This is a genomic window from Micromonospora sp. CMU55-4, from assembly GCF_011602315.1.
Classification (GTDB): domain Bacteria; phylum Actinomycetota; class Actinomycetes; order Mycobacteriales; family Micromonosporaceae; genus Micromonospora; species Micromonospora chalcea.
Genome location: NZ_JAAOLH010000008.1, coordinates 183,127 through 209,766 on the forward strand (window position 1 = coordinate 183,127; position 26,640 = coordinate 209,766).

At 71.6% G+C, this 26,640-nt stretch carries 24 protein-coding genes; 12 read left to right on the forward strand and 12 right to left on the reverse strand.

Going from position 1 to position 26,640, the window contains the following annotated elements:
* The first annotated feature begins 43 nt into the window (after positions 1-43).
* The 3 genes from trxB (at position 44) to HA073_RS16400 (ending at position 2,684) form a co-directional block, all read left to right on the forward strand.
* A complete protein-coding gene (gene trxB / locus HA073_RS16390; RefSeq protein ID WP_064448138.1) occupies positions 44-997 on the forward strand; it encodes a thioredoxin-disulfide reductase in 954 nt (317 codons plus the stop codon).
* Positions 998-1,035: 38 nt separating this feature from the next.
* On the forward strand, positions 1,036-1,359 hold the full coding sequence (gene trxA, locus HA073_RS16395) for a thioredoxin (protein WP_030499495.1): 324 nt from the start codon (positions 1,036-1,038) through the stop codon (positions 1,357-1,359).
* Between the two features lie 164 nt (positions 1,360-1,523).
* Positions 1,524-2,684: an N-acetylmuramoyl-L-alanine amidase gene (locus HA073_RS16400; RefSeq protein WP_043327688.1), complete on the forward strand. Its 1,161-nt coding sequence runs from the start codon at positions 1,524-1,526 to the stop codon at positions 2,682-2,684.
* Between the two features lie 7 nt (positions 2,685-2,691).
* Here the strand turns inward: HA073_RS16400 and HA073_RS16405 are convergent, their stop codons facing one another.
* On the reverse strand, positions 2,692-3,357 hold the full coding sequence (locus tag HA073_RS16405) for a hypothetical protein (RefSeq protein WP_043327687.1): 666 nt from the start codon (positions 3,355-3,357) through the stop codon (positions 2,692-2,694).
* Positions 3,358-3,639: 282 nt separating this feature from the next.
* Here HA073_RS16405 and HA073_RS16410 point away from each other — a divergent pair, with 282 nt between their 5' ends.
* Positions 3,640-4,953, forward strand: coding sequence for a PLP-dependent aminotransferase family protein (locus HA073_RS16410; protein ID WP_166456799.1), 1,314 nt, complete (start codon positions 3,640-3,642; stop codon positions 4,951-4,953).
* A gap of 7 nt (positions 4,954-4,960) precedes the next feature.
* A complete protein-coding gene (locus tag HA073_RS16415) occupies positions 4,961-5,953 on the forward strand; it encodes a D-alanine--D-alanine ligase (RefSeq protein WP_043327686.1) in 993 nt (330 codons plus the stop codon).
* A 2-nt stretch (positions 5,954-5,955) separates the two neighbouring features.
* Here the strand turns inward: HA073_RS16415 and HA073_RS16420 are convergent, their stop codons facing one another.
* The 9 genes from HA073_RS16420 to rpmH form a co-directional block, all read right to left on the reverse strand.
* Positions 5,956-6,807, reverse strand: coding sequence for a hypothetical protein (locus HA073_RS16420; RefSeq protein ID WP_309228033.1), 852 nt, complete (start codon positions 6,805-6,807; stop codon positions 5,956-5,958).
* A 2,106-nt stretch (positions 6,808-8,913) separates the two neighbouring features.
* A complete protein-coding gene (locus HA073_RS16425; protein ID WP_166456800.1) occupies positions 8,914-9,954 on the reverse strand; it encodes a ParB/RepB/Spo0J family partition protein in 1,041 nt (346 codons plus the stop codon).
* Between the two features lie 27 nt (positions 9,955-9,981).
* On the reverse strand, positions 9,982-11,322 hold the full coding sequence (locus tag HA073_RS31020; RefSeq protein WP_309228034.1) for an AAA family ATPase: 1,341 nt from the start codon (positions 11,320-11,322) through the stop codon (positions 9,982-9,984).
* 246 nt (positions 11,323-11,568) lie between these two features.
* Positions 11,569-12,342 carry a 16S rRNA (guanine(527)-N(7))-methyltransferase RsmG gene (gene rsmG, locus HA073_RS16435; protein WP_240925811.1) on the reverse strand — a complete coding sequence of 258 codons (774 nt, stop codon included), beginning with the start codon at positions 12,340-12,342 and terminating at the stop codon, positions 11,569-11,571.
* Positions 12,343-12,671: 329 nt separating this feature from the next.
* Complete coding sequence (locus HA073_RS16440) at positions 12,672-13,262, reverse strand: R3H domain-containing nucleic acid-binding protein (RefSeq protein WP_030499504.1); 591 nt, start codon at positions 13,260-13,262, stop codon at positions 12,672-12,674.
* A 212-nt stretch (positions 13,263-13,474) separates the two neighbouring features.
* Positions 13,475-14,476, reverse strand: a complete 1,002-nt coding sequence (gene yidC / locus HA073_RS16445; RefSeq protein WP_043327681.1) for a membrane protein insertase YidC — start codon at positions 14,474-14,476, stop codon at positions 13,475-13,477.
* Positions 14,477-14,716, reverse strand: coding sequence for a membrane protein insertion efficiency factor YidD (gene yidD, locus HA073_RS16450; protein ID WP_091567651.1), 240 nt, complete (start codon positions 14,714-14,716; stop codon positions 14,477-14,479).
* A 41-nt stretch (positions 14,717-14,757) separates the two neighbouring features.
* Positions 14,758-15,171, reverse strand: a complete 414-nt coding sequence (rnpA, locus tag HA073_RS16455; RefSeq protein WP_043327680.1) for a ribonuclease P protein component — start codon at positions 15,169-15,171, stop codon at positions 14,758-14,760.
* A 34-nt stretch (positions 15,172-15,205) separates the two neighbouring features.
* Positions 15,206-15,343, reverse strand: coding sequence for a 50S ribosomal protein L34 (gene rpmH, locus HA073_RS16460; RefSeq protein WP_018788530.1), 138 nt, complete (start codon positions 15,341-15,343; stop codon positions 15,206-15,208).
* Between the two features lie 575 nt (positions 15,344-15,918).
* On the opposite strand from rpmH, the gene dnaA reads away from it, so the two are divergent.
* From dnaA to HA073_RS16485, 5 genes are all read left to right on the forward strand, one after another.
* Positions 15,919-17,751, forward strand: a complete 1,833-nt coding sequence (gene dnaA, locus HA073_RS16465) for a chromosomal replication initiator protein DnaA (protein ID WP_113974477.1) — start codon at positions 15,919-15,921, stop codon at positions 17,749-17,751.
* A 1,184-nt stretch (positions 17,752-18,935) separates the two neighbouring features.
* Complete coding sequence (gene dnaN / locus HA073_RS16470; protein ID WP_043327678.1) at positions 18,936-20,069, forward strand: DNA polymerase III subunit beta; 1,134 nt, start codon at positions 18,936-18,938, stop codon at positions 20,067-20,069.
* Between the two features lie 40 nt (positions 20,070-20,109).
* On the forward strand, positions 20,110-20,982 hold the full coding sequence (gnd, locus tag HA073_RS16475) for a phosphogluconate dehydrogenase (NAD(+)-dependent, decarboxylating) (protein ID WP_064448048.1): 873 nt from the start codon (positions 20,110-20,112) through the stop codon (positions 20,980-20,982).
* Positions 20,983-20,998: 16 nt separating this feature from the next.
* Positions 20,999-22,129 carry a DNA replication/repair protein RecF gene (gene recF / locus HA073_RS16480; protein WP_043327677.1) on the forward strand — a complete coding sequence of 377 codons (1,131 nt, stop codon included), beginning with the start codon at positions 20,999-21,001 and terminating at the stop codon, positions 22,127-22,129.
* The gene (locus HA073_RS16485) at positions 22,122-22,727 is read left to right on the forward strand and encodes a DciA family protein (RefSeq protein ID WP_064448047.1); all 606 of its coding nucleotides are present in this window, start codon (positions 22,122-22,124) and stop codon (positions 22,725-22,727) included. Before recF ends, HA073_RS16485 begins: the two co-directional genes overlap by 8 nt.
* Here the strand turns inward: HA073_RS16485 and HA073_RS16490 are convergent.
* A complete protein-coding gene (locus HA073_RS16490; protein ID WP_043327675.1) occupies positions 22,718-22,957 on the reverse strand; it encodes a hypothetical protein in 240 nt (79 codons plus the stop codon). The genes HA073_RS16485 and HA073_RS16490 overlap by 10 nt on opposite strands.
* Positions 22,958-23,038: 81 nt before the next feature.
* Here HA073_RS16490 and HA073_RS16495 point away from each other — a divergent pair, with 81 nt between their 5' ends.
* Positions 23,039-23,527 (forward strand): MarR family winged helix-turn-helix transcriptional regulator, encoded by a 489-nt coding sequence (locus HA073_RS16495; protein ID WP_166456802.1) that lies wholly within the window; start codon positions 23,039-23,041, stop codon positions 23,525-23,527.
* Here the strand turns inward: HA073_RS16495 and HA073_RS16500 are convergent.
* Positions 23,512-24,066, reverse strand: coding sequence for a hypothetical protein (locus HA073_RS16500; RefSeq protein WP_043327673.1), 555 nt, complete (start codon positions 24,064-24,066; stop codon positions 23,512-23,514). The genes HA073_RS16495 and HA073_RS16500 overlap by 16 nt on opposite strands.
* A 547-nt stretch (positions 24,067-24,613) precedes the next feature.
* On the opposite strand from HA073_RS16500, the gene gyrB reads away from it, so the two are divergent.
* On the forward strand, positions 24,614-26,560 hold the full coding sequence (gene gyrB, locus HA073_RS16505; RefSeq protein ID WP_043327672.1) for a DNA topoisomerase (ATP-hydrolyzing) subunit B: 1,947 nt from the start codon (positions 24,614-24,616) through the stop codon (positions 26,558-26,560).
* The last annotated feature ends 80 nt before the right edge of the window (positions 26,561-26,640 follow it).

Below are 26,640 nucleotides of genomic sequence, written 5' to 3' on the forward strand. Positions count from 1 at the left end.
CATCGGTGCGGCCGGTGACGAACACACACATCGGGAGACGGCAGTGGACGAGGTCCGCAACCTGATCATCATCGGCTCCGGTCCGGCCGGCTACACGGCTGCGGTCTACGCCGCACGCGCCAACCTGAAGCCGCTGGTGATCGAGGGCGTGCAGTCGGGTGGCGCGCTGATGACCACCACCGAGGTGGAGAACTTCCCCGGCTTCGCCGACGGCATCCTCGGGCCCGAGCTGATGGACAACATGCGCAAGCAGGCCGAGCGTTTCGGCGCCGAGTTCCTCACCGACGACGTGACCCGGGTCGAGCTGAAGGACACCGGCGAGATCGGCTCCGACGCGGTCAGCACCGTGTGGGTGGGCGAGACCGCGTACCGCGCCCGCGCCGTCATCCTCTCCACCGGCTCCGCCTGGCGGCCGCTCGGCGTGCCGGGCGAGCAGGAATACCTCGGCCACGGGGTGTCGTCCTGCGCCACCTGTGACGGCTTCTTCTTCCGCAACCAGCACATCGTGGTGGTCGGCGGCGGCGACTCGGCGATGGAGGAGGCCAGCTTCCTCACCCGGTTCGCCGAGTCGGTGACGATCCTCCACCGCCGCGACTCGTTCCGCGCCAGCAAGATCATGGCGGACCGGGCGCTGAGCAACGAGAAGATCAAGGTCGAGTGGAACACCGTGGTCGAGGAGATCCTCGGCGACGACGGCAAGGTCAACGGCGTACGGGTGCGCAACGTGCACACCGGCGAGAGCAAGGTGCTCGACGTCACGGGCGTGTTCGTGGCGATCGGGCACGACCCGCGCAGTGAGCTGTTCCGCGGCCAGGTGGAGCTCGACGACGAGGGGTACGTGAAGGTCGAAGCGCCGAGCACCCGTACCAGCGTGCCGGGCGTGTTCGCGGCCGGTGACGTGGTCGACCACACCTACCGGCAGGCCATCACGGCGGCCGGCACCGGCTGTGCCGCCGCGCTGGACGCCGAGCGCTTCATCGCCACCATCCAGGGCTGAGAGTTCGACGAGCAAGGTTCGGAGGAGGAGAGTTCATAGTGGGAGCAACCAAGGCGGTCACTGACGCGAGTTTCGTCAGCGACGTGCTGCAGTCCGACAAGCCGGTCCTGGTGGACTTCTGGGCGGAGTGGTGCGGCCCGTGCCGCAAGGTCTCGCCGCTGCTGGAGGAGATCGCCGGCGAGATGAAGGACCAGGTCACCATCGTCAAGCTCAACATCGACGAGAACCCGGAGACGGCGCGCGCCTACCGGGTCATGTCGGTGCCGACGCTGACGATCTTCAAGAACGGCCAGCCCGTGCAGTCGATCGCCGGCGCCAAGCCGAAGGGCGAGTTGCTCAAGCTCATCGAGTCGGCGCTCTAGCCGTACCGACAGCGCCGGAACCCCCGTCACCCCGCCCGGGTGACGGGGGTTCCGGCTTTCCTGACCTGCATGAACACGAACCCGCCGGGTACCGGTCACGGTACGCTCCGTAAGCATCTCGTCGGAGTTCCGGTCCTGCCAACGTCCGTGCATAGGGGGTCGTCGTGCATCCGATCCGACCCGGTGACCAGGGACCGGCGGTGGCCGAGATCCGGACCGTCCTCGTCGGCCTGGAGCTTCTTCCCGCCGAGGGCGGAGGCGACGACTACGACGCCGAGACCGAACGCGCGGTCCGGGCGTTCCAGCAGTCCCGCGGCCTCAGCGTCGACGGGCGCGTCGGCGCCGAGACCTGGCGGGCGCTGGACGCGGCCCGCTGGCGGTTCGGCGCCCGCGCGCTCTTCCACGCCGTACCCGAGCCGATCACCGGCGAGGACGTCCGCTCGCTCCAGGAACGCCTCCTGGAGATGGGGTACGACGTGGGGCGCGCCGACGCCATCTACGGCATCCGCACCTCCCGCGCGGTGGCCCAGTTCCAGCGGGAGATGGGGCTGAAACCGGACGGGTCGTGCGGGCCGCACACCGTCAACGCGCTGCGCCGCCTCGGCCGCAAGGTGGTCGGCGGACGCCCGCAGTGGCTGCGCGAGTCCGACGCCATCCGGCAGGCCGGGCCGGAGCTGGTCGGGCGGACCGTGGTGATCGACCCGGGGCACGGAGGCACCGACCCGGGCGTGGTGGTGCCCGACGGCCCGCTGCACTGGACCGAGGCGGACCTCGTGCACGACCTCGCCAGCCGGCTGGAGGGGCGGCTCGCCGCGGCCGGCGTACGGGTGCAGCTGACCCGGGGCCCCGCGCCCGCGAGTTGCCTGCCCGACGCGGACCGGGCCCAGCTCGCCAACTCCCTCGGCGCCGACGTGTTCATCTCGCTGCACACCGACCACCACGCCAACCCGGCCGCCGAGGGGGTCGCCACCTACCACTACGGCACCGACAACGGCGTCACGTCGGCGACCGGCGAACGTCTGGCCGGGCTGGTGCAGCGGGAGATCGTGGCCCGCACCGGGCTGCGTGACTGCCGTACCCACGCCAAGGCGTGGGAGCTGCTCCGGCTCACCCGGATGCCCGCGGTACGCGTCGAGGTCGGCTACCTGACCTCGCCGGACGACCGGGCCCGGCTGGTCGACCCCCGGTTCCGGGACCGGGTGGCCGAGGCCATCGTCGCCGCGGTGCAGCGGATGTACCTGCCGATCGAACGCGACGTGCCGACCGGCTCGATCGACGTGACCGAACTGCGGGCGGCACTCGCCGCCGGCACCGTCGTCGACTGATCCCCGCTCAGCTGGTCGAGCGGGTGGCCGGCGCCGGGCGGACCGGCCGCAGCAGCGTCTCCGGGCTCATCGAGCCGAGCAGCTTCTCCAGCGCGTACTCGACGTCCGACTTCCAGCTCAGCGCCGTCCGCAACTCCAACCGCAGGCGCGGGTAGCGCGGGTGCGGCCGGACCGTCTTGAAGCCCACCGAGAGGAAGAAGTCGGCGGGCGCCACGCAGGCGCGGGCCGGGTCGTCCGCGTCGTCGCCGAACTTGGCGTCCCCGAACGCCTCGATCGCCTTGATGCCGCGCTTGGTCAGGTCGCGGGCCACGCCCTGGACCAGCATCCGGCCCAGGCCGCCGTCGGCGAAGGCGGGCACCACGTGCGCCGTCATCAGCAGCGCCGCGTCCGCCGAGACCGGCGAGGTGGGAAACGCCATCGAGCGCGGGACGTACGCCGGCGGCGCGTACATGACGAAGCCGGCCGGCATCCCGTCGACGTAGACGAGCTTGCCGCAGGAACCCCACTCCAGCAGCGTCTGGGAGACCCACGCCTCCTTCTCCAGGCCCGGGTCACCTGCTGCGCAGGCCCGCTCCGCGGAGACCGGATCCAGCTCCCAGTAGACGCAGCGCCGGCACGATCGAGGCAGGTCCTCCAGCGTGTCCAGGGTCAGGCTGACCAGACGTCGCGACATGAGCGCACCCCACCAATAGGCTCGGAGCGCCGGTTCCTCCCGCGCCCTCCTGCTCCCGACGAGCGATCGTACGCCCCTGTCCGGCGGTACGGGAGGGAACGCGTGAACCCCCGCCCGGACGGCCGAGTGGCGGGTCCGGGATGTGGACGTGTCCACACGGCCGGTGCCGCTACCGTCACCGGGGACTACGATCGACCAACCGGCCCTCGCCGCCAATGGATGTCGGCATCGCGGGTACCACACCGGGCGGCAGCCCCGCCGACACCCGATCGAGGTGATGTCATGACCGGCACGACGCTCGACGACTACACCGACAGATACGCCCGGCGCGTCCGCGGGATGACCGCCTCGGAGATCCGGGCGCTCTTCGCGGTGGCCAACCGGCCGGAGGTCGTCTCGCTCGCCGGTGGGGCACCCTACATCGCGGCGCTGCCGCTCGACGCGGTCGGCGAGATGCTCGGCCGGCTCGGCTCCGAGCACGGCGCCACCACCCTCCAGTACGGCGTCGGCCAGGGCGCCCCGGAGCTGCGCGAGCGGATCTGCGAGGTGATGTCCCTCTCCGGGATCGACGCCTCGTGCGGCGCCTCCCCGGAGGACGTGGTCGTCACCGTCGGCGGCCAGCAGGCCCTCGACCTGGTGGCCCGGCTCTTCCTGGACCCGGGTGACGTGGTGCTCACCGAGGGGCCGACGTACGTCGGCGCGCTCGGGGTGTTCCAGGCCGCCCAGGCCCAGGTGGCCCACGTGCCGATGGACGACGAAGGGCTCATCCCGGAGGCGCTGGAGGTGGCCATCGCCGAACTGGCCCGGGCCGGCCGCCGGGTGAAGTTCCTCTACACCATCCCCACCTACCAGAACCCCGCCGGCGTGACGCTGAGCGAGGAGCGGCGCGAACGGGTGCTCGACATCTGTGAGCGCGCCGGGCTGCTCGTGGTGGAGGACGACCCGTACGGTCAGCTCGGCTTCGAGGGCGAGGCGCCCCGGCCGCTGCGGGCCCGGCGGCGCGAGGGGGTCTTCTACCTGAGCACGTTCTCCAAGACGTTCGCGCCGGGCCTGCGGGTGGGCTGGATCCTGGCCCCGCACGCGGTCCGCGACAAGCTGGTCATCGCCAGTGAGGCGCAGATCCTCTGCCCGAGCGCCTACGCCCAGTCGGCCGTCTCGACGTACCTCGGCACCATGCCCTGGCGGCAGCAGCTCAAGGTCTACCGCGAGATCTACCGCGAGCGCCGGGACGCGCTGCTCGACGCGATGGCCGACCTGATGCCGGAGGGCACCACCTGGACCAGGCCGCAGGGCGGCCTGTTCGTCTGGGCGACGCTGCCCGACGGGCTCGACTCCAAGGCGATGATGCCGCGGGCAGTGGCCGCCCGCGTCGCGTACGTGCCGGGAACCGGCTTCTACGCCGACGGCACCGGCGCCGGGAACATGCGGCTGAACTTCTCCTTCCCGACGCCGGAGCGGATCCGCGAGGGTGTCCGCCGGCTGGCCGGGGTGATGGAGCAGGAGATCGCGATGCGGAAGGTCTTCGGTGCGGTCGGCGGTGCCGGACCCCGCCGACGCCAGGGCGGCTCGGACGCGCCCGGTCCCGACTTGGCATGATGCCCGCATGTCCGACAGCCCTGCCGCACCGCCTCCCGTGACCGGATCCGCCGTCGACGAGCTGCACGTGCTCGTACTCGCCGGTGGCCTCTCCTACGAGCGGGACGTCTCGCTGCGGTCGGGCCGCCGGGTGCTCGACGCGCTGCGCGCGGTCGGAGTGCAGGCGGAGCTGCGCGACGCCGACGTGGCGTTGCTGCCCGCGCTGACCGCCGACCCGCCGGACGCGGTGGTGATCGCCCTGCACGGCGCCACCGGCGAGGACGGCTCGCTGCGCGGCGTGCTCGACCTCTGGGACGTGCCCTACGTCGGCTGCGACGCCCGGTCCTCCCGGCTCGCCTGGGACAAGCCGTCGGCGAAGGCGGTGCTGCGCGAGGCGGGCATCCCGACGCCCGACTGGGTGGCGTTGCCGCACGACCGTTTCTCCGAGCTGGGCGCGGTCGCCGTCCTGGACCGGATCGTCGACCGGCTCGGGCTGCCGCTGATGGTCAAGCCGGCGCAGGGCGGCTCCGGACTGGGCGCCGCCGTGGTCCGGGAGGCGGCGTCGCTGCCGGCCGCCATGGTGGGTTGTTTCGCGTACGACCAGACCGCACTCGTGGAGCGCTACGTGCCCGGAATGGACGTGGCGGTCTCCGTGCTCGACCTCGGCAAGGGCCCGCAGGCCCTGCCCCCGGTCGAGATCGTGCCGCGCAACGGCGTCTACGACTACGCGGCCCGCTACACCGCCGGCCGTACCACCTGGCACGCGCCCGCCCGGCTCGACGCCGCGACGACAGCCCGGGTGACCGAGGTGGCGCTCGCCGCGCACACCGCGCTCGGCCTGCGCGACGTGTCCCGGGTCGACCTGATCGTCGACGCCGGCGGTGACCCGCACGTGCTGGAGGTGAACGTCTCCCCGGGCATGACCGAGACGTCGCTGCTGCCGCTGGCGATCCAGGCGGCCGGGCTGGACTTCGGCCGGGTGCTCGGCACGCTCGTGACCCGGGCCGCCGCCCGCCGCTGAGGTCAGCCCTCCCGGGTACGCCCCGCCCGCGGCTGGCCGTCCTCGATCACGTCCTCGGCCTCGCCCGCAGTCGGGGCGTCCCCGGTCTCCTGCTCCTCGGCCGCCTCGGATCCGTCCTCCGGGTCGTCGACCGACGGGCCCGCGGAGGGGTCTGAGACGCCCCCTGCCGCCTCGGACTCCGGGATCTCGTCCGCAGCCTCGATCACTGATGCGGGCTCGTCCTCGGGCTCCTCAGCGGCGTCCGCGGCCGAGGCCGGGGCAAAGCTCGACGGGGCCTGCCACTGGATGCGCGGCGGCTCGGCGAGCGGCCGGCCACCGAACTCGGCGAGCCACGCGGCCACCAGGGCCAGATTCTCCCGCCACTTGTCCTCGGAGATGGGAGGCAGGATCGAGTCCCACAGCGACAGGAACGTGCCGCGCAGTTGCAGCCGCCCGTACGGCCGGGCCAGGAACCACAGGTGCAGGTGCGCGGAACCGTCGCCCCAACGATTCACGTGGACCCGGGCCACGCCGTCGAGCGACCGGACGGCCCGCTCCAGGCGCACAGTCATCACGCCCAGCTCGGCGGCGAGCAGATTCGGCAGGTCGCCCAGATCCAGGTGGGACCGGGACTCCAGGATCAGGACCATCGGCAGACCGGTGGGCCGGTCCATGGCACGGACCCGCCACCGCTCACCGACCCAGATGTACGCCTCGTCGGGCGCATTGCAGGCGGTGCACTCCCGGTCCGCCTCGCCGCGGCGGGGAGGTTCGAACGGTACGGGCTCGTCGAGCTGCTTGACGCGGAGATCGCCCTCGAAGGGAAAGGACGGCCACTGGGTGAAGTCTGGAACTGAGGGAGGGGTGTCCGGCACGACGCTGACCCTAACCGAGTTGGCGACGCCTGTCCCTACCCGTTCCACTGGCCGCGCACAGGTTGTCCACCACGTTGTCCACAGGGTGCCGAGATCACCAGTACGGTGCGTCATCCACTGCTCAGCAAGGGTTTCCGCGCTTCGTTTCACGTGAAACGAGACGAGCCTGTGGACAACTGCTGTGGATAACTAGAGGGCGTGTGGATCCGTTCTTCCAACGATCGGGCGCGCGATCCGTACCGGGTTCGGGAAGGGCTTCTTGCGGTCGGTTTCACGTGAAACGACGGCGGTCGGATCGTCCGTGGTTCCACGCCGGTCCTCGGTGCGCCGGAGTGCTGGGTCCTACGTCAGCCCGGCGCGGGGGGTTCGCTGGGCCGGGGTTCTCGATGGCCGGCTGATCCACGGTGGCTCTCGGCCGGTCCGCCGCCCCGCCGAGTCGACCAACCGGTCTGCGACATGAAGGCACAGCACGGCCGGACACCCCGTCGAGTGCCATGCAGCCGGGACGGCGGCGTCCGCCAGGCCGGCCCACGAAGCGGCATCCGAGCCACCTCGGGTCAGCGGCGCACCGCGGCTCACCCCGAGCCACCGCGGCTCACCCCGAGCCACCGGGGCCAGCCGGGTCACCGGGGCTCCTGCCGTTCCCGGCCGCCCGCCGCTTTGGCTGCCCCGGCCGGACGGCCCGCTCCGGCCCGCTCCGGCCCGCTCCGGCCCGCTCCGGCCCGCTCCGGCCCGCTCCGGCCCGCTCTGGTCGCTGCGGTCGCTGCGGTCGCTCGGTCGCTCGGTCGCTCGGTCGCTCGGTCGCTCGGTCGCTCGGTCGCTCGGTCGCTCGGTCGCTCGGTCGCTCGGTCGCTCGGTCGCTCGGTCGCTCGGTCGCTCGGTCGCTCGGTCGCTCTGGCGAGCATTCTCGCGCCCGCTTCGAACCTGCGAGGGATCAGCGGCTAGCGACAACTCATCCGGCTCCTGTGCGGGTGGTCTGGAGGCGTTGCTGACAGGGTGGTCATCGGCCGGGGCGACGGGGACATCTTGGGAAACGCGCGCCCCCCGACGGGACCACTTCGGTCCGGGCTCGCCAACGCCAGCCGCCCCGGGTGCGGTGGAACACCATGGGTGTCTCCGAGGCGTTTTGACACCCATGGTGTTCCACTCGGTCCAGCTGCCGCTCTGGCGGGATGGCAGCGTGCGGGGCGGTGGGTGTCGGGGCGGTGAGTGCGCAGCGGCGGCGGCTGCACCGACGGCCACCGGCGCGGGGCATCGGCGAGACGGCCACATCGGCGACGCGATGTCAGCATCGACGCGATGGACGCGCGTCATCGTTTGGCCGGGTGGCCAGTAGCGGCCGGGATGGGACTGGGCCGCCCGAAGGGCGGGCCACGGTAGCCAAAGGCGACGAGCCCAGGTCTGCAACCCACGTGGTTGCCCTTTGCCCACGCCCGAGCGGACGTTCACGTTCGGGCAGCGGCCGCCGCTTCGTGGGCAGTTCGATGTACAGCTTCGACCAGTAGCGTCGCGCGCCGCATCGGCGGGGCGGCGGGAGTGCTTCAGCGGCCTTATGCGGGCCTACCCGTTTCACGTGAAACGCCGCCGCCTACCGACCGGGCTGCACCCCGTCCTTGCCCTCGTTCTGAGGCGAGTCTGCGAGTTCGGCACCCCAGCCCGGAAGCAGAAGCGAACCAGCCGCCCAAGTTGCGCCAGTCGCCTTAGCCACCCGGCCTATCCCGCCGCCGCGCGCGACCGCGTCGCCTCGGCACATCGCCACCGCGCTACCACCGCTACCCCCGCCACCCCCGCCACCCGCATTACGGCGCCACCGCGCCACCGCGCCACCGCGCCACGACGTCACCGCGTCACCCGCGCCCCCTCGCCACGCGCCACCGCGCCACCGCGCCACCGCGCACCGGGCACCGGGCGGGCACCGGGCACCGGGCACCGGGCACCGGGCACCGGCATTCTCGTTTCACGTGAAACCAGCGGGAAGGACGCCGAGCCGGCCACGCCCTCGCGCGGGCAGCAGCAGACGGTTCGCAACCGAAACGGCGTCCTGGAGAAAGAGAACCGGCCGCACCCCCTCGCGGGCGATGCGGCCGGCCGGGCAACCTCTGACGGCTACGCCTCGGGCTGCTCCTCACCGTCCATGCCGATGATCCCGACGATCCGCTCCAGGTCGTCAACGGTGGCGAACTCGATCGTGATCTTGCCCTTGCTCCGGCCGATGTCGACCTTCACCCGGGTGTCGAACCGGTCGGAGAGCCGGTCCGCGAGATCGGTGAGCGCCGGGGCGTGCGGCTTCGGCCGGCGCTTCGCGGCAGCCGTCTTCGCCGGCTCCTCGGCGAGCGCCAGGTGCACCAGTTCCTCGGCACCGCGTACGGAGATGCCCTCGGCGACGATCCGCTTGGCGAGCTGCTCCTGCGCCTCGGCGTCGTCGAGGCTGAGCAGTGCCCGGGCGTGACCGGCGGAGAGCACTCCGGCGGCGACCCGGCGCTGCACAGCGGCCGGCAGGTTCATCAGCCGGATGGTGTTGGAGATCTGCGGGCGGCTGCGGCCGATCCGCCGGGCCAGCTCCTCGTGGGTGGCGCCGAACTCCTCCAGCAGCTGCTGGTAGGCCGCCGCTTCTTCCAGCGGGTTCAGGTTGGCGCGGTGGATGTTCTCCAGCAGCGCGTCCCGGAGCATCGCGTCGTCCTTGGTGTCCCGGACGATCGCGGGGATGGTCTCCCGGCCGACCGCCTGGGCGGCGCGCCAGCGCCGCTCACCCATGACGAGTTCGTACTTCTCGGTGTCGAGCTGGCGGACCACGATCGGCTGGAGGAAGCCGACCTCCTGGATCGAGGTCTTCAGCTCCTCCAGCGCCTCCTCGTCGAAGACGTGCCGGGGCTGCTTCGGGTTCGGCACGATGGCATCGACCGGGATCTCGGCGAAGCGTGCGCCGGGCACCGGGCTCAGGTGCGACTCGGGCTCGACGGCCGGCGGCGGGGTGCTCCCGACACCGCCGGTGATGGCGGCGGTCGCGCCTGCGACCGGAGCCGAGGGCGACGCGGCAACTGCCGACGACTCCGGTTCGGTGGCCGCCGGTTCGGCGCCCGGTACCGGTCCGGTGGGGATGAGGGCGCCGAGCCCTCGGCCCAGTCCGCCGCGGGGACGGTTCTTCATGCGACGCCTCCCAGCGACATCTCCGCACTACGCATTCCGGCTCACCGGCTCCTTGACGCCTCGTTCCGCGATCTCCTGGGCGGCCTCGAAGTAACTCGTGGCTCCCCGCGAACCGGGATCGTAGGTCATCACCGACTGGCCGTAGCTCGGTGCCTCGGAGACACGCACGTTGCGCGGGATGACGGCCTGGAGCACCTTGTCGCCGAAGTGGTTTCGGACGTCCTGCTCCACCGCGTCCGCCAGCCGGGTGCGCCTGTCGTACATGGTGAGCAGGATGGTGGAGACCTCGAGCTTCGGGTTGAGGTGCTGGCGCACCAGGTTGATGTTGTTGATCAACTGGTTGAGCCCTTCCAGCGCGTAGTACTCGCACTGAATCGGGATCAGCACCTCCTGCGCGGCGACGAGCGCGTTGACGGTCAGCAGGCCGAGCGACGGGGGGCAGTCTATGAAGACGTAGTCGAAGTGCCCCGGGTACGCGGCGATCGCCCGCGCCAGGCGCGACTCCCGGGCCACCACGGAGACCAGTTCGATCTCGGCGCCCGCCAGGTCGATCGTGGCCGGTACGCACCACAAGTTGGGGATGCCCTCGACGGCCTGCGCCACCTCTTCGAGCGGCACGCTGTCGATCAGGCAGTCGTAGACGTCGGGCACGCCGGTGTGGTGCGGGACGTTCAGACCGGTGGAGGCGTTGCCCTGGGGATCAAGGTCGACCACGAGCACCCGGTTGCCGTGCAGCGCGAGCGCCACGGCCAGGTTCACGGTGGTGGTCGTCTTACCCACGCCGCCCTTCTGGTTGGCGACGCACATCACCCGGGTCCGGTCCGGGCGGGGCATGGTGACCTCGCCACTGGGATTCAGGATCTGCACGGCGCGCATCGCCTCCATAGCCAACGGTGGATCATCCTCTTCGCGCGTCGGGGTTTCACGTGAAACGTACGTGCTGGCGTCTACCTCATCGCCGTACCCGCTCGCCTGTGGCGTGTCGGACGGCGTCACGGTGACCTCGGGAGCGGCCTGGTGCGGCACGGCCGAGACGGGCGGCTGGGGTTCGAAGCGAGCGGGCACCGCGACGTTCGCCCGCACCGCGGGTGGCCGCGGCGTCGGCGCGTTCGCCGGGCCGTCTGCCGGGTCGAGCGGGTCACGGGCCGGCGGGACGTTCGCCGGCGCCGACGAGACGGGCCGTACGGAACCGGCGGGCGGCGTGTCCCGCCGCTGCGGCGGCGGCTCGGTCGGCGGGTAAGAGGCGGACGGATCGCGGGGCTCGTTCACCGTCCACTCCCGGTAGTTGGTTTCACGTGAAACGGGGCCGGGGGATTTCCCTCCGGGCCCGGTCAACCGTGGATCGTCGTACCTGCCGTCGTCATGCACCTGTCATCCCTACCCGCTCCGGATGGTCGGTCCGCACCCGTCGAATCGAATACCGGGCCCTCGCCCGGCGTGGTCGGCTCGGCGGGAACCGTCGGGTTCGGGTGCCGCCCGGCACCGCCGTTCCACACTATCGACGCGCGGTCAGCCTACGGCCGACGGGCGCGGTGGGTCCATGTCGGGTTGTGATCGATCGCGTCACGCCCACCCGGTCCAACGACCGGGTGGGCGTCCGGACAGCCGTTTCGGTCAGCGGTCGCCACGACGGCGGCCGCCACGCGACCGCTTCGGCTTCTTGGCCCGGCGCGGGTTCACCACGCGCTCACGGACCACCTCGATCACGGTCGCCGGGGGCTCGATCACCCCGTCGCCGCACCGGTGCAGCTCCGGCGTGCCGCCGCCGAGGCGTACCACCGCTTCGGTGTGCTCGGCGATCTCCTCGGCGGCCGAGGCGCCCTTGAGCGCCACCAGGCGGCCGCCGGAGACCAGCAGCGGCAGGCACCAGCCGGCGAGCCGGTCCAGCGGTGCCACCGCGCGGGCGGTCACGATGTCGGCGGAGAGCGGCTCCCGGTCTCGCGACCCGGCCGCCGCCTCCTCGGCCCGCCCGCGGAAGACGCGGACGTCGCGGGTCAGGCCGAGGCGTTGCACCGCCTCGATCAGGAAGGAGGTACGCCGCGCGAGCGGCTCCACGAGCGTCACTGTGAGATCGGGACGCGCGATCGCCAGCACCAGGCCGGGCAGTCCGGCGCCGGAGCCGACGTCGATCACGCTCGCCCCCTCCGGGATCCGCTCGGCCACCACCGCGCAGTTGAGCAGGTGCCGGTCCCAGAGCCGCGGCGTCTCGCGGGGGCCGATCAGACCGCGCACGACGCCGTCGGTGGCAAGCAGTTCCGCGTACGCGGCGGCGAGGTCGAGCCGATCGCCGAAGAGCGCGCGGGCCGCCTCCGCCAGTTCCGGCGGCAGCGTCGCGGACGCCGGGTCGGGGACGGCCGTCGGCTCCGCACCGTCCACAGGGGATGGCATGTCCTCCGCCGGCTCCGCGAACACCGGGTCGGCCGCCGCAGCCGCGGCCACCGGTGCCACGTCCGCCGCCGGCTCACCGGAGAAGGCGGGCATCACGTCCACCGCCGGGTCGGCGGGCTCGACCCCGGTCACCACCGCCGGCTCGGCCGAGAAGGCGGGCTCGCCGGGGTCGGTCGCGGCCCTTTCCGGGTACGCCGGGTCGGCCGGCCCGTCGTCGTCGGAGAAGACCGGGTCGACTGTGGGATCGGGGCGCACAGCCGACGGCCCGGGCGGCGTACCACCCGGGCCGGCCACGGCGCCTGCCGTCGTCTCGTCGGAGATCACGGACCTCAGTCCGTCACCGGACGCACGACGATGCGGCGGTTGGGCTCGACGCCCTCGGACTCGCTCTCCACGCCGCTCATCGCGTTCACCACGTCGTGCACGCACTTGCGCTCGAACGCGGACATCGGCTCCAGGCGCACCGGCTCACCGTGCTCCTTGACCTTCTCGACCGCGTTCTTCGCCACGGCGGCCAGTTCCTTGCGCCGGGCGGCCCGGTAACCGCCGACGTCCAGCAGCAGGCGGCTCGGCGTGCCGGTCTGGCGGAACACGGCCAGCCGGGCCAGTTCCTGGAGCGCCTCCAGGGTCGCGCCGCGCTGGCCGACGAGGTTCTGCAGCCGTCCGCCGACCACTTCGACTACCGGACGGCCGCCGGAGACCAGCTCGTCGATGTCGCCGTCGTAGTCGAGGATGTCCAGCAGACCCTCGACGTAGTCGGCGGCGATCTCACTCTGCCGGAACAGGTCGCTGTCGGCCGGGGCCTTCTTCTCCCGGGCCTCGCCCGAGGCGTCCTCGGTCTCGGTGGCGGCGGTAACGGGGGTCTCCTCGTCCAGGGACTGGTCGGCGCTGGGGATGCTGGTCTCGGTCACGGGTCTCATCTCCGTACTCGCTCGGCCGGACCGTTCGGGGGTCCGCTGGTCTCCCGGGGCCGGCGGGAGGTTCGCCGGTTGCCCTCGGGCACGTCTGTACGGGCCAGTTTCGCCCGCGGCCGCGCGTCGCGCGGCGATTCCGGCCCGGCGCCGACTCCTCGGATGGCAGCACGTGACCGGAACGGGCCACCGCCGGTGTCGCGGCGGTGGCCCGGTGGAACTCAGCCCTGTCGCTTGGCGGGCCGGCTGCCGCCCTTCTTCGGGTTGACCGGCTTGGCGCCCGGCTTCGGTCCGGCCACCTTCGGCGCCGCGGCCGGGGCCTTCGCCGCCGGCTGGGCCGCCTTGCGGCCGAACAGGCCACCGGTCTTGGCCGGCTGCACCGGGCCCTTGCCGCCGGTGTTCTTGGCGGCGGTGGTGCTCTTCGCGGTGGGCGGCGGCGGGAACTTCCGCAGCACCCACTGCTGCTGGCCGAGCGTGAAGAGGTTGTTGGTGACCCAGTAGATGATCACACCGATCGGGAAGATCGCGCCCGAGATCAGCAGCGACAGCGGGATGCCGTAGAGCATCAGGCGCTGCACCATGCGCTGCTGCGGGTCCTCGGCCCAGCCGGTCTTGAGGATCATCTGACGGCTGGTCAGGTAGGTGGTGGCGATCATGATGATCACCAGGATGCCGGCGACGACCTTGACGGTGCCGGTGTTCGCGCCCAGCCGGCTGAGCTCCTCGGCGGTGGAGCCGAACTTGCCGGAGATCGGCGCGGTGAAGAGCGTCGCGTTCGAGGCGCTGTTGAACTGGTCGACAGTCCAGCCGTACAGGGTCTTGCCCTGGTTGTCCGGGCTGAGGCGGCGCAGCGTGTGGAACAGGCCCAGGAAGACCGGGATCTGGAGGAACATCGGAAGGCAGCCCATGAGCGGGTTGGCCTTTTCCTTCCGGTAGAGCTCCATCATCTCTTTCTGGAGCGTCTCCCGGTCACCCTTGTGCTTCTCCTGGAGCTCCTTCACCTTCGGCTGGAGCGCCTGCATGGCACGCTGCGACTTGATCTGCTTGACGAAGACCGGGAACAGGATCACCCGGACCGTCACCACCAGGAAGATGATGGCGAGGATCCAGGCCCAGTTCGTACCGATCACGGCCCCGACCGGAACTCCGATGGCGTCCCAGGCCGAGTGCCAGGTCAGCAGGATCCACGAGATCGCGTAGTAGATCCAGTCGAGACTAAACACTCAGGCTCCAGTCACGTCGGCACGGCGGCGGTCGCCCGGCTCCGGAACCGGGTCGTGTCCACCTGGGTGGAAGGGATGGCAGCGCGACAGCCGACGGACCGTCAGCCAGGCGCCCCGCAGCGCACCGTGCCGGGACACCGCCTCCACGGCGTAGGCACTGCACGACGGGTAGAACCGGCAGCGGGCCGGCAGAGCCGGACTTATCCACCGACGGTACGCGATGATAGGCGCCAGCAGCATGCGGGCACCGCTTGTGGGCGACGGAGTCGCGGTCGGGCCGGTCACCGCGACCGCCGTCCCCGGGGGGAACGCGCGGCGGCGAGAGCGGCGTCGAGGTCGGCCCCGAGCCGGGTGTACGTGGCGTCGGCGGCTGCCGGCAGCGCGCGTACCACGAGGGTCGTGCCGGCGGGCAGCTCGGCCAGCCGCTCGCGAACCAGGTGCCGGAGTCGGCGGCGGACCTTGTTCCGGACCACCGCGCCGCCGACGGCCTTGGACACGACGAAGCCGGCGCGGCTCGGTGCGGAGGTCTCCGCACCGCTGGTCCGCGCCGGCTCCGGCGAAGGTGTCGCGGTGGTGCCGATCGGCTCGGGGATGGTCAGGTGGACCACGACGGCGCCACGGCCGACGCGTCGGCCACCGCGAACCGCTGCGGCGAAGTCGCTACTGCGCCGCAGTCGTTGCGCGGCGGCCAGCACGACTGCCCACGTCCCCGGACCGGACCTGTCGGCCTCAGGCCGACAGGCGGGCGCGGCCCTTGGAACGACGGGTAGCGATGATGGCGCGGCCGGCACGGGTGCGCATGCGCAGCCGGAAGCCGTGGGTCTTCGCGCGCCGGCGGTTGTTCGGCTGGTAGGTGCGCTTGCTCACGTCAGGCTCTCCGTTGTCGTACGCCCCGCGCGGCGGATCGCCCGGGGTCGTGTGCTGGTCCAGGCCACCTTGTCGGTGACCTCCGATCGGCGCTGCCGTGACGCGCTCCCCGGCGATGCGAGGTGACAGCCACGGACAGCAAGCATCAATCACCCTAGCAGAGGGCGAGAGAGCAGCCGCTCCAGCCTACGCAGGGGCGCAATGACCGTCAAACGTCACACTCGGGCGTCCGACCTGCGTCGGAACGACGACCGAAGGGGCGGTTTTCACTGATGTTGCCAACGTCGTCAGGGTGTCGCCGGTTGATGGCGTGGGGTCCGCGCTGTTAGCGTGCCCGATTGCGGTCGGCGTCGGGGGTCCGGGGTTTGTCGCCGATCGGCAAGACCGGACACGCTGTTGAATCGTTCGGCACGGTGAACCCGCTTCAGCGCCTCCGTGGATCGAGGGGGGCAGGTCCGACCCGCGTCCGGTGGGCGGTCACAATCGGTCGGTACACAGGCTGTGGATAACTTGTGGATGACGACCGGTCAGCCGTCCGGGCGGGCGTGAGGAGCAGGCGAGGGGGTGGCACGACGGTGACCGGAGCGACCGACCTGGCCGCGGTGTGGACGGCGACCACCGACGAACTCGCCGACGAGATCATCTCCGCGCAGCAACGGGCGTACCTCCGGCTCACCCGGCTGCGGGCGATCGTCGAGGACACCGCGTTGCTCTCGGTGCCGGACGCCTTCACCCGCGACGTGATCGAGTCACGGCTCCGCCCGGCCATCACCGAGGCGCTGAGCCGCCGGCTCGGACGGCCGATACAGGTGGCCGTCACCGTACGGGTCACCGAGGACCCGGGCGCCCGCCCGGCCGGCACCGTCTACCGCAGCAGCCCGGAACCGCTCCCCGAGCACGACGGCGCCGCCCCGCTGCCCGGCTTCGACCAGGCCGCCCCGACCTTCCCGTCGCCCCGCCCGGAGCCCGGCTACGCCGACTCCCGCCCCGAGCCCGGTTACGCCGAGTCCCGCCCGGAACAGCAGGTGGACGAACCGGCGCCCCGGCAGCGGACCGCGGACGGCGGCCGGCCCCACCTGATCCCCGCCGGCCGGGACGCGCAGGACACGCTCTTCAGCGCCGCGTTCGCCGAGCCGCTGCGCGCCGCACCCGAGCGCCGCGCCTTCGACGAGCGCACGCGCATCGAGCCGTCCGCTCCCGACGCCGGGGGTTACGAGCCGCGCTACCGGGAGAACCCGGCCGCCGACCCGGGGCCGATGCGCGGCCTGCCCCGCGACGGCGCCACCGACAACGGCCCCGGCCGGGGTGGCGCCGACCACCACCGTCCGGGTGGCGGCGGCCAGGCCGACCGCAGGCTCCCCGGCGGTACGGAGAGCGGCGGCAACCGGCTCAACCCGAAGTACATGTTCGAGACGTTCGTCATCGGCTCGTCCAACCGGTTCGCGCACGCGGCGAGCGTGGCGGTGGCCGAGTCGCCGGCCAAGGCGTACAACCCGCTGTTCATCTACGGCAGCTCGGGACTGGGCAAGACCCACCTGCTGCACGCCATCGGGCACTACGCGACGACGCTCGGCAACGCCCGCTCGGTCCGGTACGTCTCGACCGAGGAATTCACGAACGACTTCATCAACTCGCTGCGCGACGACAAGACCAGCGCGTTCCAGCGCCGCTACCGGGACGTGGACATCCTCCTGATCGACGACATCCAGTTCCTGGAGAACCGGGAACGGACGCAGGAGGAGTTCTTCCACACCTTCAACACGCTGCACAACGCCAACAAGCAGATCGTGATCACGTCCGACCGCTCGCCGAAGCAGCTCGCGACGCTGGAGGACCGGCTGCGTACGCGCTTCGAGTGGGGCCTGCTCGCCGACATCCAGCCGCCGGACCTGGAGACGCGGATCGCGATCCTGCAGAAGAAGGCCGCCCAGGAGCGGCTGTTCGCACCGCCGGACGTGCTGGAGTTCATCGCCTCCCGGGTGTCGAACTCGATTCGCGAACTGGAGGGGGCCCTGATCCGGGTCACCGCCTTCGCCAGCCTCACCCGTTCCTCGGTCGAACTGTCGCTGGCCGAGGAGGTGCTGCGGGACTTCATCCCGGACGGCGCCGGCCCGGAGATCACCGCGGACCAGATCATGGTGTCGACCGCCGACTACTTCGGGGTGAGCCTGGAGGACCTGCGCGGCCACTCCCGGTCCCGGGTGCTCGTGAACGCCCGCCAGGTGGCCATGTACCTGTGCCGCGAGCTGACCGACCTGTCGCTGCCCCGGATCGGGCAGGCGTTCGGTGGCCGGGACCACACCACAGTGATGCACGCGGACCGCAAGATCCGCCAGCAGATGGCGGAGCGGCGCTCGCTCTACAACCAGATCGCCGAGCTGACCAACCGCATCAAGCAGAACACCTGACCCTGCTCCGCGCCGCCCGCGCACTGCCCGTCCGGCGGCTCCGGCGGTGATCAAGGAGTTTATGTCGGGACGACACGTCATTCCTGCCCCGAACTCCTTGGTCAACAAGGCGGGGCTGCTGCGCAGGAGTCCGCCGACCCGAGCGCCTCACCCAGCGTCTGCACGGACCCCGACCGCAGATCTTGGAAGGAAACGGCCGCTACAGGGGCCCTCGCCTTCCAAGATCTCTGCGGAGCCGGGGCTTGGCCTCGCACGAGTCGCCCGGGGCCCCGAGCCCCATCGAAACTTTGCGTCGATCATGAGGTTGACGGCGACAAACCGGGCGCCAACTGCCGCCAACTTCATGGTCGACACGTGCGAGGCGGGAGCCGGAGGGCGGGCGGGGACGGGGGCGGCGCGCCGAGGAAGGCTCGTGTCGACGCCCTGTTGACGTGATGAAGGTGACCAGCGGACGCCGACAGGCGGCTGACGGCAAGCCGACAGCACGGGTTCGTTGACCCTCGACCCGGTGGAGGGCCCAGGATCGGCGCTGTGTTCGTCCACAGCTCGTACCCCTTGTCCACAGCCCCTGTGTCACAGGCAGTGGACAACCACCGTCCGCACCCGGCCGGTTACCCACAGACTGTGGACAACCCCTGGGGACGAGGCTGTGGACGCCTGGGGATGACGATCACGTTGTCCCCAGATGACAGGTCGCCTGTGGGCGAGCTGTTGAAGGTTCTGGGGATTAAGGCGGTCGACGCTGTCGGCGCTGTCCACAGCGCTGGGGAGAAAACCGGTGGATTAGCGGTGGACAACCGGTGGACAGCCGTGGAAAACCCGGCGGCTGGCGGGGGCTGTGGACCGGGACACGAGTTTTACCCCCGGTTCTCCACAGCCAAACCACCGGTGGATAACGTGTCTGACCTGCGCAGACGGTGGTTCTCCACAGTTTGCACAGGTGCGATGAAGACGATGAGTTATCTCTTCTAAACAACAAAAACCAATCATCACCGTTGGACTTCCTGTGGATCGGGCCGGAGCGCTGCCGTCGGCAGTCACCCCGGGCACCTGGATCCACGGGGTCGGGCGCACAGCCGATGCCCGCGCGCCCTAAGGTGCGATGGGTACCCGCACGGTCGGGCGGGACGGGTGGCAGCGGTCGGCATGAGAGAGTTGTCGCTGACGTCGACGCGGAGGCATTGATGAAGTTCCGAGTGGAGCGCGACGCGCTCGCCGAGGCGGTCGCGTGGACCGCCAAGAGCCTGCCCAACCGGCCCTCCGTACCGGTGCTGGCCGGGGTGATGCTCCGCGTCACCGACGGCAACCTGCAGGTCTCCGGCTTCGACTACGAGGTCTCCAGCCAGGTGACGGTCGAGGTGCAGGGTGACGCGGACGGCGCCGCCCTGGTCTCCGGCCGCCTGCTCGCCGAAATCACCAAGGCCCTGCCGGCCAAGCCGGTGGACATCGCCGCCGTCGGCGCCCACCTGGAGCTGGTCTGCGGCAGCGCCCGCTTCACGCTGCCCACCATGCCGGTGGAGGACTACCCGACGCTGCCGGAGATGCCGGAGAGCGCGGGCACCGTCGACGCCGCCGCCTTCGCCACGGCCGTGGCCCAGGTTGCGGTGGCCGCCGGCCGCGACGAGACGCTGCCGATGATGACCGGTGTACGCCTCGAGCTGAGCGGCGGCACGATGGCCATGCTGGCGACCGACCGATACCGCCTCGCGCTGCGCGAGATGGAGTGGAACCCGGACGACCCGGAGATCAGCCTCAACGCGCTGGTGCCGGCCCGTACGCTGCACGACACCGCCAAGGCGCTCGGCCCGCTCGGCGGCCACGTCACCATGGCGCTCTCCTCCGGCGGCGCCGGCGAAGGCATGATCGGCTTCTCCGGTGGCACCCGCCGGACCACCAGCCGCCTGCTCGACGGCGCCAACTACCCGCCGGTGCGTTCGCTGTTCCCGGCCGACCACAACGCCGAGGCCCGCGTCGCCGTCGCCACGCTCATCGAGGTGGTCAAGCGGGTCGCTCTCGTCGCCGAGCGCACCACCCCCGTGCTGCTCAGCTTCAGCGCCGACGGCCTCGTGGTGGAGGCGGGCGGCACCGAGGAGGCCCGGGCCAGCGAGGCGATGGAGGCCACCTTCACCGGTGAGCCGCTCACCATCGGCTTCAACCCGCAGTACCTCATCGACGGCCTGTCCAACCTCGGCGCCCAGCACGCCCTGCTCCGGTTCGTCGACGCGTTCAAGCCCGCGGTCATTTCCCCGGCCGGCGAGGATGGCGAGGTCATACCGGGGTACCGGTACCTCATCATGCCGATCCGCGTGTCCCGCTGATCGCAGGCAGCACGACCCTGACGTACGGAGGTAGGAGCAGATGCAGCTCGGCCTGGTAGGACTCGGCCGGATGGGCGGCAACATGCGGGAGCGGCTGCGCGCCGCCGGGCACGAGGTGGTCGGCTTCGACCACAACCCGGAGATCAGCGACGCCGCGAGCCTGACTGAGCTGGCCGAGAAGCTCCAGTCGCCCCGCGCGGTCTGGGTCATGGTTCCCGCCGGCGTCACCGACGCCACCATCGACGAGCTCGCCGAGGTGCTCGGCGAGGGCGACATCATCATCGACGGCGGCAACTCCCGGTTCAGCGACGACGCCCCGCGTGCCGAGCGGCTGAACGAGCAGGGCATCGGCTACATCGACGTCGGCGTCTCCGGCGGCGTCTGGGGCCGGCAGAACGGGTACGGGCTGATGGTCGGCGGCGCGCAGCAGCACGTCGAGCGCCTGATGCCGATCTTCGAGGCGCTCAAGCCGGAGGGCGAGTTCGGCTTCGTGCACGCCGGCCCGGTCGGCGCCGGCCACTACGCCAAGATGGTGCACAACGGCATCGAGTACGGCCTGATGCACGCCTACGCCGAGGGCTACGAGCTGCTGACCGCCTCCGAGCTGGTCACGAACGTTCCCGGCGTGTTCAAGTCGTGGCGCGAGGGCACCGTGGTCCGGTCCTGGCTGCTCGACCTGCTGGACCGGGCGCTGGACGAGGACCCGGAGCTGGCCGAGCTGAGCGGCTACACGGAGGACACCGGCGAGGGCCGTTGGACCGTGGACGAGGCGGTACGGCTCGCCGTGCCGCTCAACGTCATCACCGCGTCGCTGTTCGCCCGGTTCGCGTCCCGGCAGGACGACTCGCCCGCCATGAAGGCCGTCGCCGCGCTGCGCCAGCAGTTCGGCGGCCACGCCGTCCACAAGCGCTGACCGGTATCCACAGCCTGTGTACGTCCGCCGGCTCGAACTGGTCGACTTCCGCTCGTACGAGCGCGTCGGCGTGGACCTGGAGCCGGGGCCGAACGTGCTCGTCGGCGCCAACGGCGTCGGCAAGACGAACCTGGTCGAGGCGCTCGGCTACGTGGCGACCCTGGATTCGCACCGGGTCGCCACGGACGCCCCGCTGGTCCGGATGGGCGCCACCTCGGCGGTGATCCGCTGCGCGGTGGTGCACGAGGGCCGGGAACTGCTTGTCGAGCTGGAGATCGTGCCGGGCAAGGCCAACCGGGCCCGCCTCGGCCGGTCCCCGGCCCGGCGCGCCCGGGACGTGCTCGGCGCGCTGCGCCTGGTGCTGTTCGCGCCGGAGGACCTGGAACTGGTCCGCGGGGACCCCTCGGAACGTCGCCGCTACCTGGACGACCTGCTGGTCACCCGCCAGCCCCGCTTCGCCGGGGTACGCGCCGACTACGAGCGCGTGGTGAAGCAACGCAACGCGCTGCTGCGTACCTCGTACCTCGCTCGCAAGACCGGTGGCACACGCGGCGGTGACCTGTCGACGCTGGCCGTGTGGGACGCGCATCTGGCCCAGCACGGCGCGGACCTGCTCGCCGGCCGCCTGGAACTGGTCGCCGCGCTCACCCCGCACGTGGCGAAGGCGTACGACGCGGTGGCGGCCGGCCGCGGCGCGGCGGGCATCGCGTACCGGCCCTCGGTCGAGCTGCCCGAACCCGGCGCCGACCGCGCGGCGCTGGCGGAGGCGCTGGCCGCCGCGCTGACCGCGAACCGCGCCGCCGAGATCGAGCGCGGCACCACGCTCGTCGGCCCGCACCGCGACGACCTGGCGCTCACCCTCGGCCCGCTGCCCGCCAAGGGGTACGCGAGCCACGGCGAGTCGTGGTCCTACGCGCTGGCGCTGCGGCTGGCCGGGTACGACCTGCTGCGCGCCGACGGGATCGAGCCGGTGCTGGTGCTCGACGACGTCTTCGCCGAGCTGGACACCGGCCGGCGGGACCGGCTGGCCGAGCTGGTGGGCGGCGCGAGCCAGCTGCTCGTCACCTGCGCTGTGGACGACGACGTGCCGGCGACCCTGCGCGGCACCCGGTACGCGGTGGGCGACGGGACGGTGCGACGTGTCTGACGACGAGGTGCGGCTACCGCCCGCGCGGCTCGGGCCGGGACGCGACGCGCGTACCCCGGGAAAGCCCGCGGACGGCGAGCCGGGCGCGAACCTGCCGGAGGGCGCGACCGGGCCGGAACTGGCGCGGGCGGTGCTCGACGCGGCGAAGGCCCGGCGGCAGGCGGCGGCTCCCCGGCGGCGCGGCGCGGTCCGCGGCGACGGCGAGAAGCGGCTGCGCGGCTACTCCGGCCCGGGGCCGGACCCGCGCGACCCGCAGCCGCTGGGTGCGGTGCTGGACAAGCTGGTCAAGGCGCGGGGCTGGCAGCAGCCGGCGGCCGAGGCGACGGTGTTCGGCGCGTGGGAGAAGGTGGTCGGCCCGGAGGTCGCCCAGCACAGCCGCCCGGTGAAGCTGGAGGACGGCGAGCTGACGGTGGAGGCGCGCTCGACGGCGTGGGCGACGCAGTTGCGTCTGCTGGCGGGCTCGCTGTTGCAGCAGATCGCCCGCGAGGTCGGCCACAACGTGGTGCGCAAGCTGCACATTCACGGCCCGGCTGCGCCGTCGTGGTCGCGCGGCCCCCGGCGGGTACGCGGGCGCGGGCCCCGCGACACCTACGGCTGACCGTCGCCGCCCGAGCGCTGGGCCTCCCGCCGGGCGCGCTTGAGTTCGCGCTGCTCGCGGCTCCACTGCTTGCGGCGTTCCAGGTCCTGCTTCCAGGCTTCGCGGGCCAGCCGGGAGCCGCCCTGCACCGCGCCCTGGACCTGGGAGGGGCCGGCGAGGTTCTGGAACACCCAGCCCAACAGGCGGCCACCCTTGCCGGAGGCGTCGCCCACCTGCTCGTCGTCGCTCATCCCGCCGCCCTCCCTGTTTTGTGTGCAAACCATTGGTACACCAATCGTTGCTAGGATCGCAACGACGACGAGGAGGACGAGGTGACCGACCCGATCGAGGAGGACCCCCTGGCGCTGGAGCAGCAGGTCTGCTTCGCGCTGTCGGTCGCCGCCCGGAGCGTCGTCGCGGTCTACCGCCCGCTGCTGGAGCCGATGGGGCTCACCCACCCGCAGTACCTGGTCATGCTGGCGCTCTGGCAGCACGCGCCACTGTCCGGGCGGGATCTGAGCCGGCTGCTCCAGCTCGATCCGGGCACGCTGTCACCGCTGCTCAAGCGGCTGGAGGCGGCCGGCTACATCCGGCGGGAACGCGACGCCGCCGACGAGCGCAGCCTGGCCGTCTCGCTCACCGCCGAGGGGCAGGCGCTGCGGACGCAGGCCGAGCGGATCCCGCCGGCCATCGTGCAGCGCCTGGGTCTGCCGCTGGCCGACCTGCGGCACCTGCACACGGCGCTGACCGAGGTGATCGCGGCCGCCAACCGGGCCACGTCTTCTTACGGCGCTGCGGCGCCCGGTCAGGCGTCGGCGTAGACCGCGAAGCCGCGCTCCGCGCAGCGCCGGTAGAAGGCCGCCAGCACGCTCAGCTCGGCGCAGGTGAAGTTCCACTGCGGCGGGTCGCCGCTCTCGTCGCGCAGCCGGTCCAGCCGGCTGTCCAGCCAGCGGAGCTGCTGCTCGGCGAGCCGCCCGTCACCCAGCAACGCGCGCAGCACCTCGCTCACCGACTCGAACGTGACCGCCTCGCCGTACGGCCGGTGCCGGGCGACGAACTTCTCCAGGCCCTCGGCGATCCACGAGCAGCCGTCCGGGTCGATCACCGGGTCCTCGTCCTCGGCCGAGTTCTCCGTGGCGTAGAGCACATTTTCCAGCCCGAGGATCAGGTCGACCAGTTCGGTGTACGCGGTCGCCCGTACCGTGCCGGTCTTGGCGATCAGCTCGGCGAGCGCGGCGGTCGGCGCGGAGATCCGGGGGACGTCCACGATCTCGCCGAAGTCCACGAACTCGGCCGGCGCGACCGGGTCGTAGAAGCGGCCGGTCCGCGGCCAGTGCACCGCGACGTTGTCCAGCCCCATCGGGCGTCACCTCTCACCAAGCGTTTTCGGACCATCTTCGACGATCGTCCCGGTTGCGGGTGCGAAAGATCAAGACCGCAACGGCGGCGCCGCAAAAGCTACGGCACGCCGGACCCGGCCGCGACCCCCGGTCGGGACAGCAGCCGATCACCGGTCGGATGATCGTCACGGCTCACGGTGGCCGGTGGCGCGGCGGTGCCCCGTTGGCGTGTAGGGGGAGTCGCGGGAGGCGCGGTTCGTCCGGCTACGGCATTCTCAGCCGCCTCGGAGAGGGTGCCGAGTGGCGGTTTGGTCGGCTCCGCACAGTAAGATTGGGAGCGAGACGAAAGACCCGAGACGGAGCGACGGGCAGGGGCCCTCCGGGCCCTCGATCATAGTCCCGCCTCGGGTCCGAGCCGATCGCGATCCGCGGGCAACCGTGGCGCCCGGCGTACACGATCCGTGCCTGGTGATCCCAGGGGCGGTCCGTGCGCGCCGACGTCGCGTCCTGTCCGCCGAACCCGCGCCCCCGCGCCCACGCGCGGCCGGTGCGAGAAAGTGGCCGAGCGTGGCAGCGGAGGACAACAAGAAGTACGGTGCCGAGTCCATCACCGTTCTCGAAGGCCTGGAAGCGGTCCGGAAGCGCCCCGGTATGTACATCGGGTCCACCGGCGAGCGCGGTCTGCACCACCTGGTGTGGGAGGTCGTCGACAACGCGGTGGACGAGGCGCTGGCCGGGCACTGCGACACCATCGACGTGGTGCTGCTGGCCGACGGCGGCGTCCGGGTGACCGACAACGGCCGTGGCTTCCCGGTCGATCTGCACCCGAAGCTGAAGAAGCCGGGTGTCGAGGTCGCGCTGACCGTGCTGCACGCCGGCGGCAAGTTCGACGGCAAGGCGTACGCGGTTTCCGGCGGCCTGCACGGCGTGGGCGTCTCCGTGGTCAACGCGCTGTCCACCCGGATGGCGGTCGAGATCCACAAGGACGGTTTCGTCTGGCGCCAGCGCTACGACCACTCCAAGCCGACGCCGCTGGAGAAGGGCGAGGAGACCGACCGCACCGGTTCGGCCGTCTCCTTCTGGCCCGACCCCGACGTCTTCGAGACCGTCGACTTCGACTTCCACACCATCTACCGGCGCCTCCAGGAGATGGCCTTCCTCACCCGGGGCCTCACCATCCACCTGCTCGACGAGCGGGTGCCGGAGGACGAGGACGGCAAGACCCGCGAGGTCACCTTCCACTACGAGGGCGGCATCGCCGACTTCGTCCGCCACCTCAACGCCTCCAAGAGCCCGATCCACAAGACGGTGGTCGAGTTCGGCGCCGAGGAGACCGGCATGTCGGTCGAGATCGCCATGCAGTGGAACGAGTCGTACGGCGAGTCGGTCTACACGTTCGCCAACAACATCAACACCCACGAGGGTGGCACCCACGAGGAGGGCTTCCGGGCCGCGTTGACGAGCGTCGTCAACCGCTACGGCGCCGACAAGAAGCTGCTCAAGGGCGACGAGCGCCTCTCCGGTGAGGACATCCGCGAGGGCCTGGCCGCGATCATCTCGGTCAAGCTCACCGACCCGCAGTTCGAGGGCCAGACCAAGACCAAGCTGGGCAACACCCCGGTCAAGGGCTTCGTGCAGCGGGTCTGCAACGAGTCGCTCGTCGACTGGTTCGACCGCAACCCGGCCGAGGCGAAGATCATCATCCAGAAGGCGTCCCAGGCGGCCCGGGCCCGTATCGCCGCCCAGCAGGCGCGCAAGCTCGCCCGGCGCAAGTCGCTGCTGGAGTCCGGCTCGATGCCCGGCAAGCTGGCCGACTGCCAGTCCACCGACCCGCGCGAGTCCGAGGTCTTCATCGTCGAGGGCGACTCGGCCGGCGGCTCGGCCAAGCAGGGCCGCGACCCGCGTACGCAGGCGATCCTGCCGATCCGCGGCAAGATCCTCAACGTGGAGAAGGCCCGCATCGACCGGGTGCTGAAGAACAACGAGGTGCAGGCGCTGATCACGGCGCTGGGCACCGGCATCCACGACGACTTCGACATCGAGAAGCTGCGCTACCACAAGATCGTGCTGATGGCCGACGCCGACGTCGACGGCCAGCACATCCAGACGCTGCTGCTCACGCTGCTGTTCCGGTTCATGCGGCCGCTGGTGGAGCTGGGGCACGTCTACCTGGCCGCCCCGCCGCTCTACAAGATCAAGTGGAACAAGAAGGGCGACGACGCCCAGTACGCGTACTCGGACCGGGAACGCGACGGGCTGATCGCGCTGCGCCAGCAGAAGAAGCCCAACGCCCGCCCGGACGACATCCAGCGGTTCAAGGGTCTCGGTGAGATGAACTACCCCGAGCTGTGGGAGACCACGATGAACCCGGCGACGCGCACGCTGCGCCAGGTCACGCTCGACGACGCCGCAACCGCGGACGAGCTGTTCAGCGTCCTGATGGGTGAGGACGTCGAGGCACGTCGGTCGTTCATCCAGCGCAACGCCAAGGACGTGCGGTTCCTGGACATCTGACGGACGCGCCGGGCCGGCCGGTGATCCACCGGCCGGCCCGGTAGTCCACAGATTTATCCACAGTCTGAACGCTTTCCACA

Bases quoted from the DNA above. Each gene is read 5' to 3' on its own strand.
- HA073_RS16405 (WP_043327687.1), bottom strand. From the start codon at position 3,357: ATGTCGCGACGTCTGGTCAGCCTGACCCTGGACACGCTGGAGGACCTG.
- HA073_RS16410 (WP_166456799.1), top strand. From the start codon at position 3,640: ATGACCGGCACGACGCTCGACGACTACACCGACAGATACGCCCGGCGC.
- HA073_RS16415 (WP_043327686.1), top strand. From the start codon at position 4,961: ATGTCCGACAGCCCTGCCGCACCGCCTCCCGTGACCGGATCCGCCGTC.
- HA073_RS16425 (WP_166456800.1), bottom strand. From the start codon at position 9,954: ATGAAGAACCGTCCCCGCGGCGGACTGGGCCGAGGGCTCGGCGCCCTC.
- rsmG (WP_240925811.1), bottom strand. From the start codon at position 12,342: ATGCCATCCCCTGTGGACGGTGCGGAGCCGACGGCCGTCCCCGACCCG.
- HA073_RS16440 (WP_030499504.1), bottom strand. From the start codon at position 13,262: ATGAGACCCGTGACCGAGACCAGCATCCCCAGCGCCGACCAGTCCCTG.
- yidD (WP_091567651.1), bottom strand. From the start codon at position 14,716: ATGCTGCTGGCGCCTATCATCGCGTACCGTCGGTGGATAAGTCCGGCT.
- dnaN (WP_043327678.1), top strand. From the start codon at position 18,936: ATGAAGTTCCGAGTGGAGCGCGACGCGCTCGCCGAGGCGGTCGCGTGG.
- gnd (WP_064448048.1), top strand. From the start codon at position 20,110: ATGCAGCTCGGCCTGGTAGGACTCGGCCGGATGGGCGGCAACATGCGG.
- HA073_RS16490 (WP_043327675.1), bottom strand. From the start codon at position 22,957: ATGAGCGACGACGAGCAGGTGGGCGACGCCTCCGGCAAGGGTGGCCGC.
- HA073_RS16500 (WP_043327673.1), bottom strand. From the start codon at position 24,066: ATGGGGCTGGACAACGTCGCGGTGCACTGGCCGCGGACCGGCCGCTTC.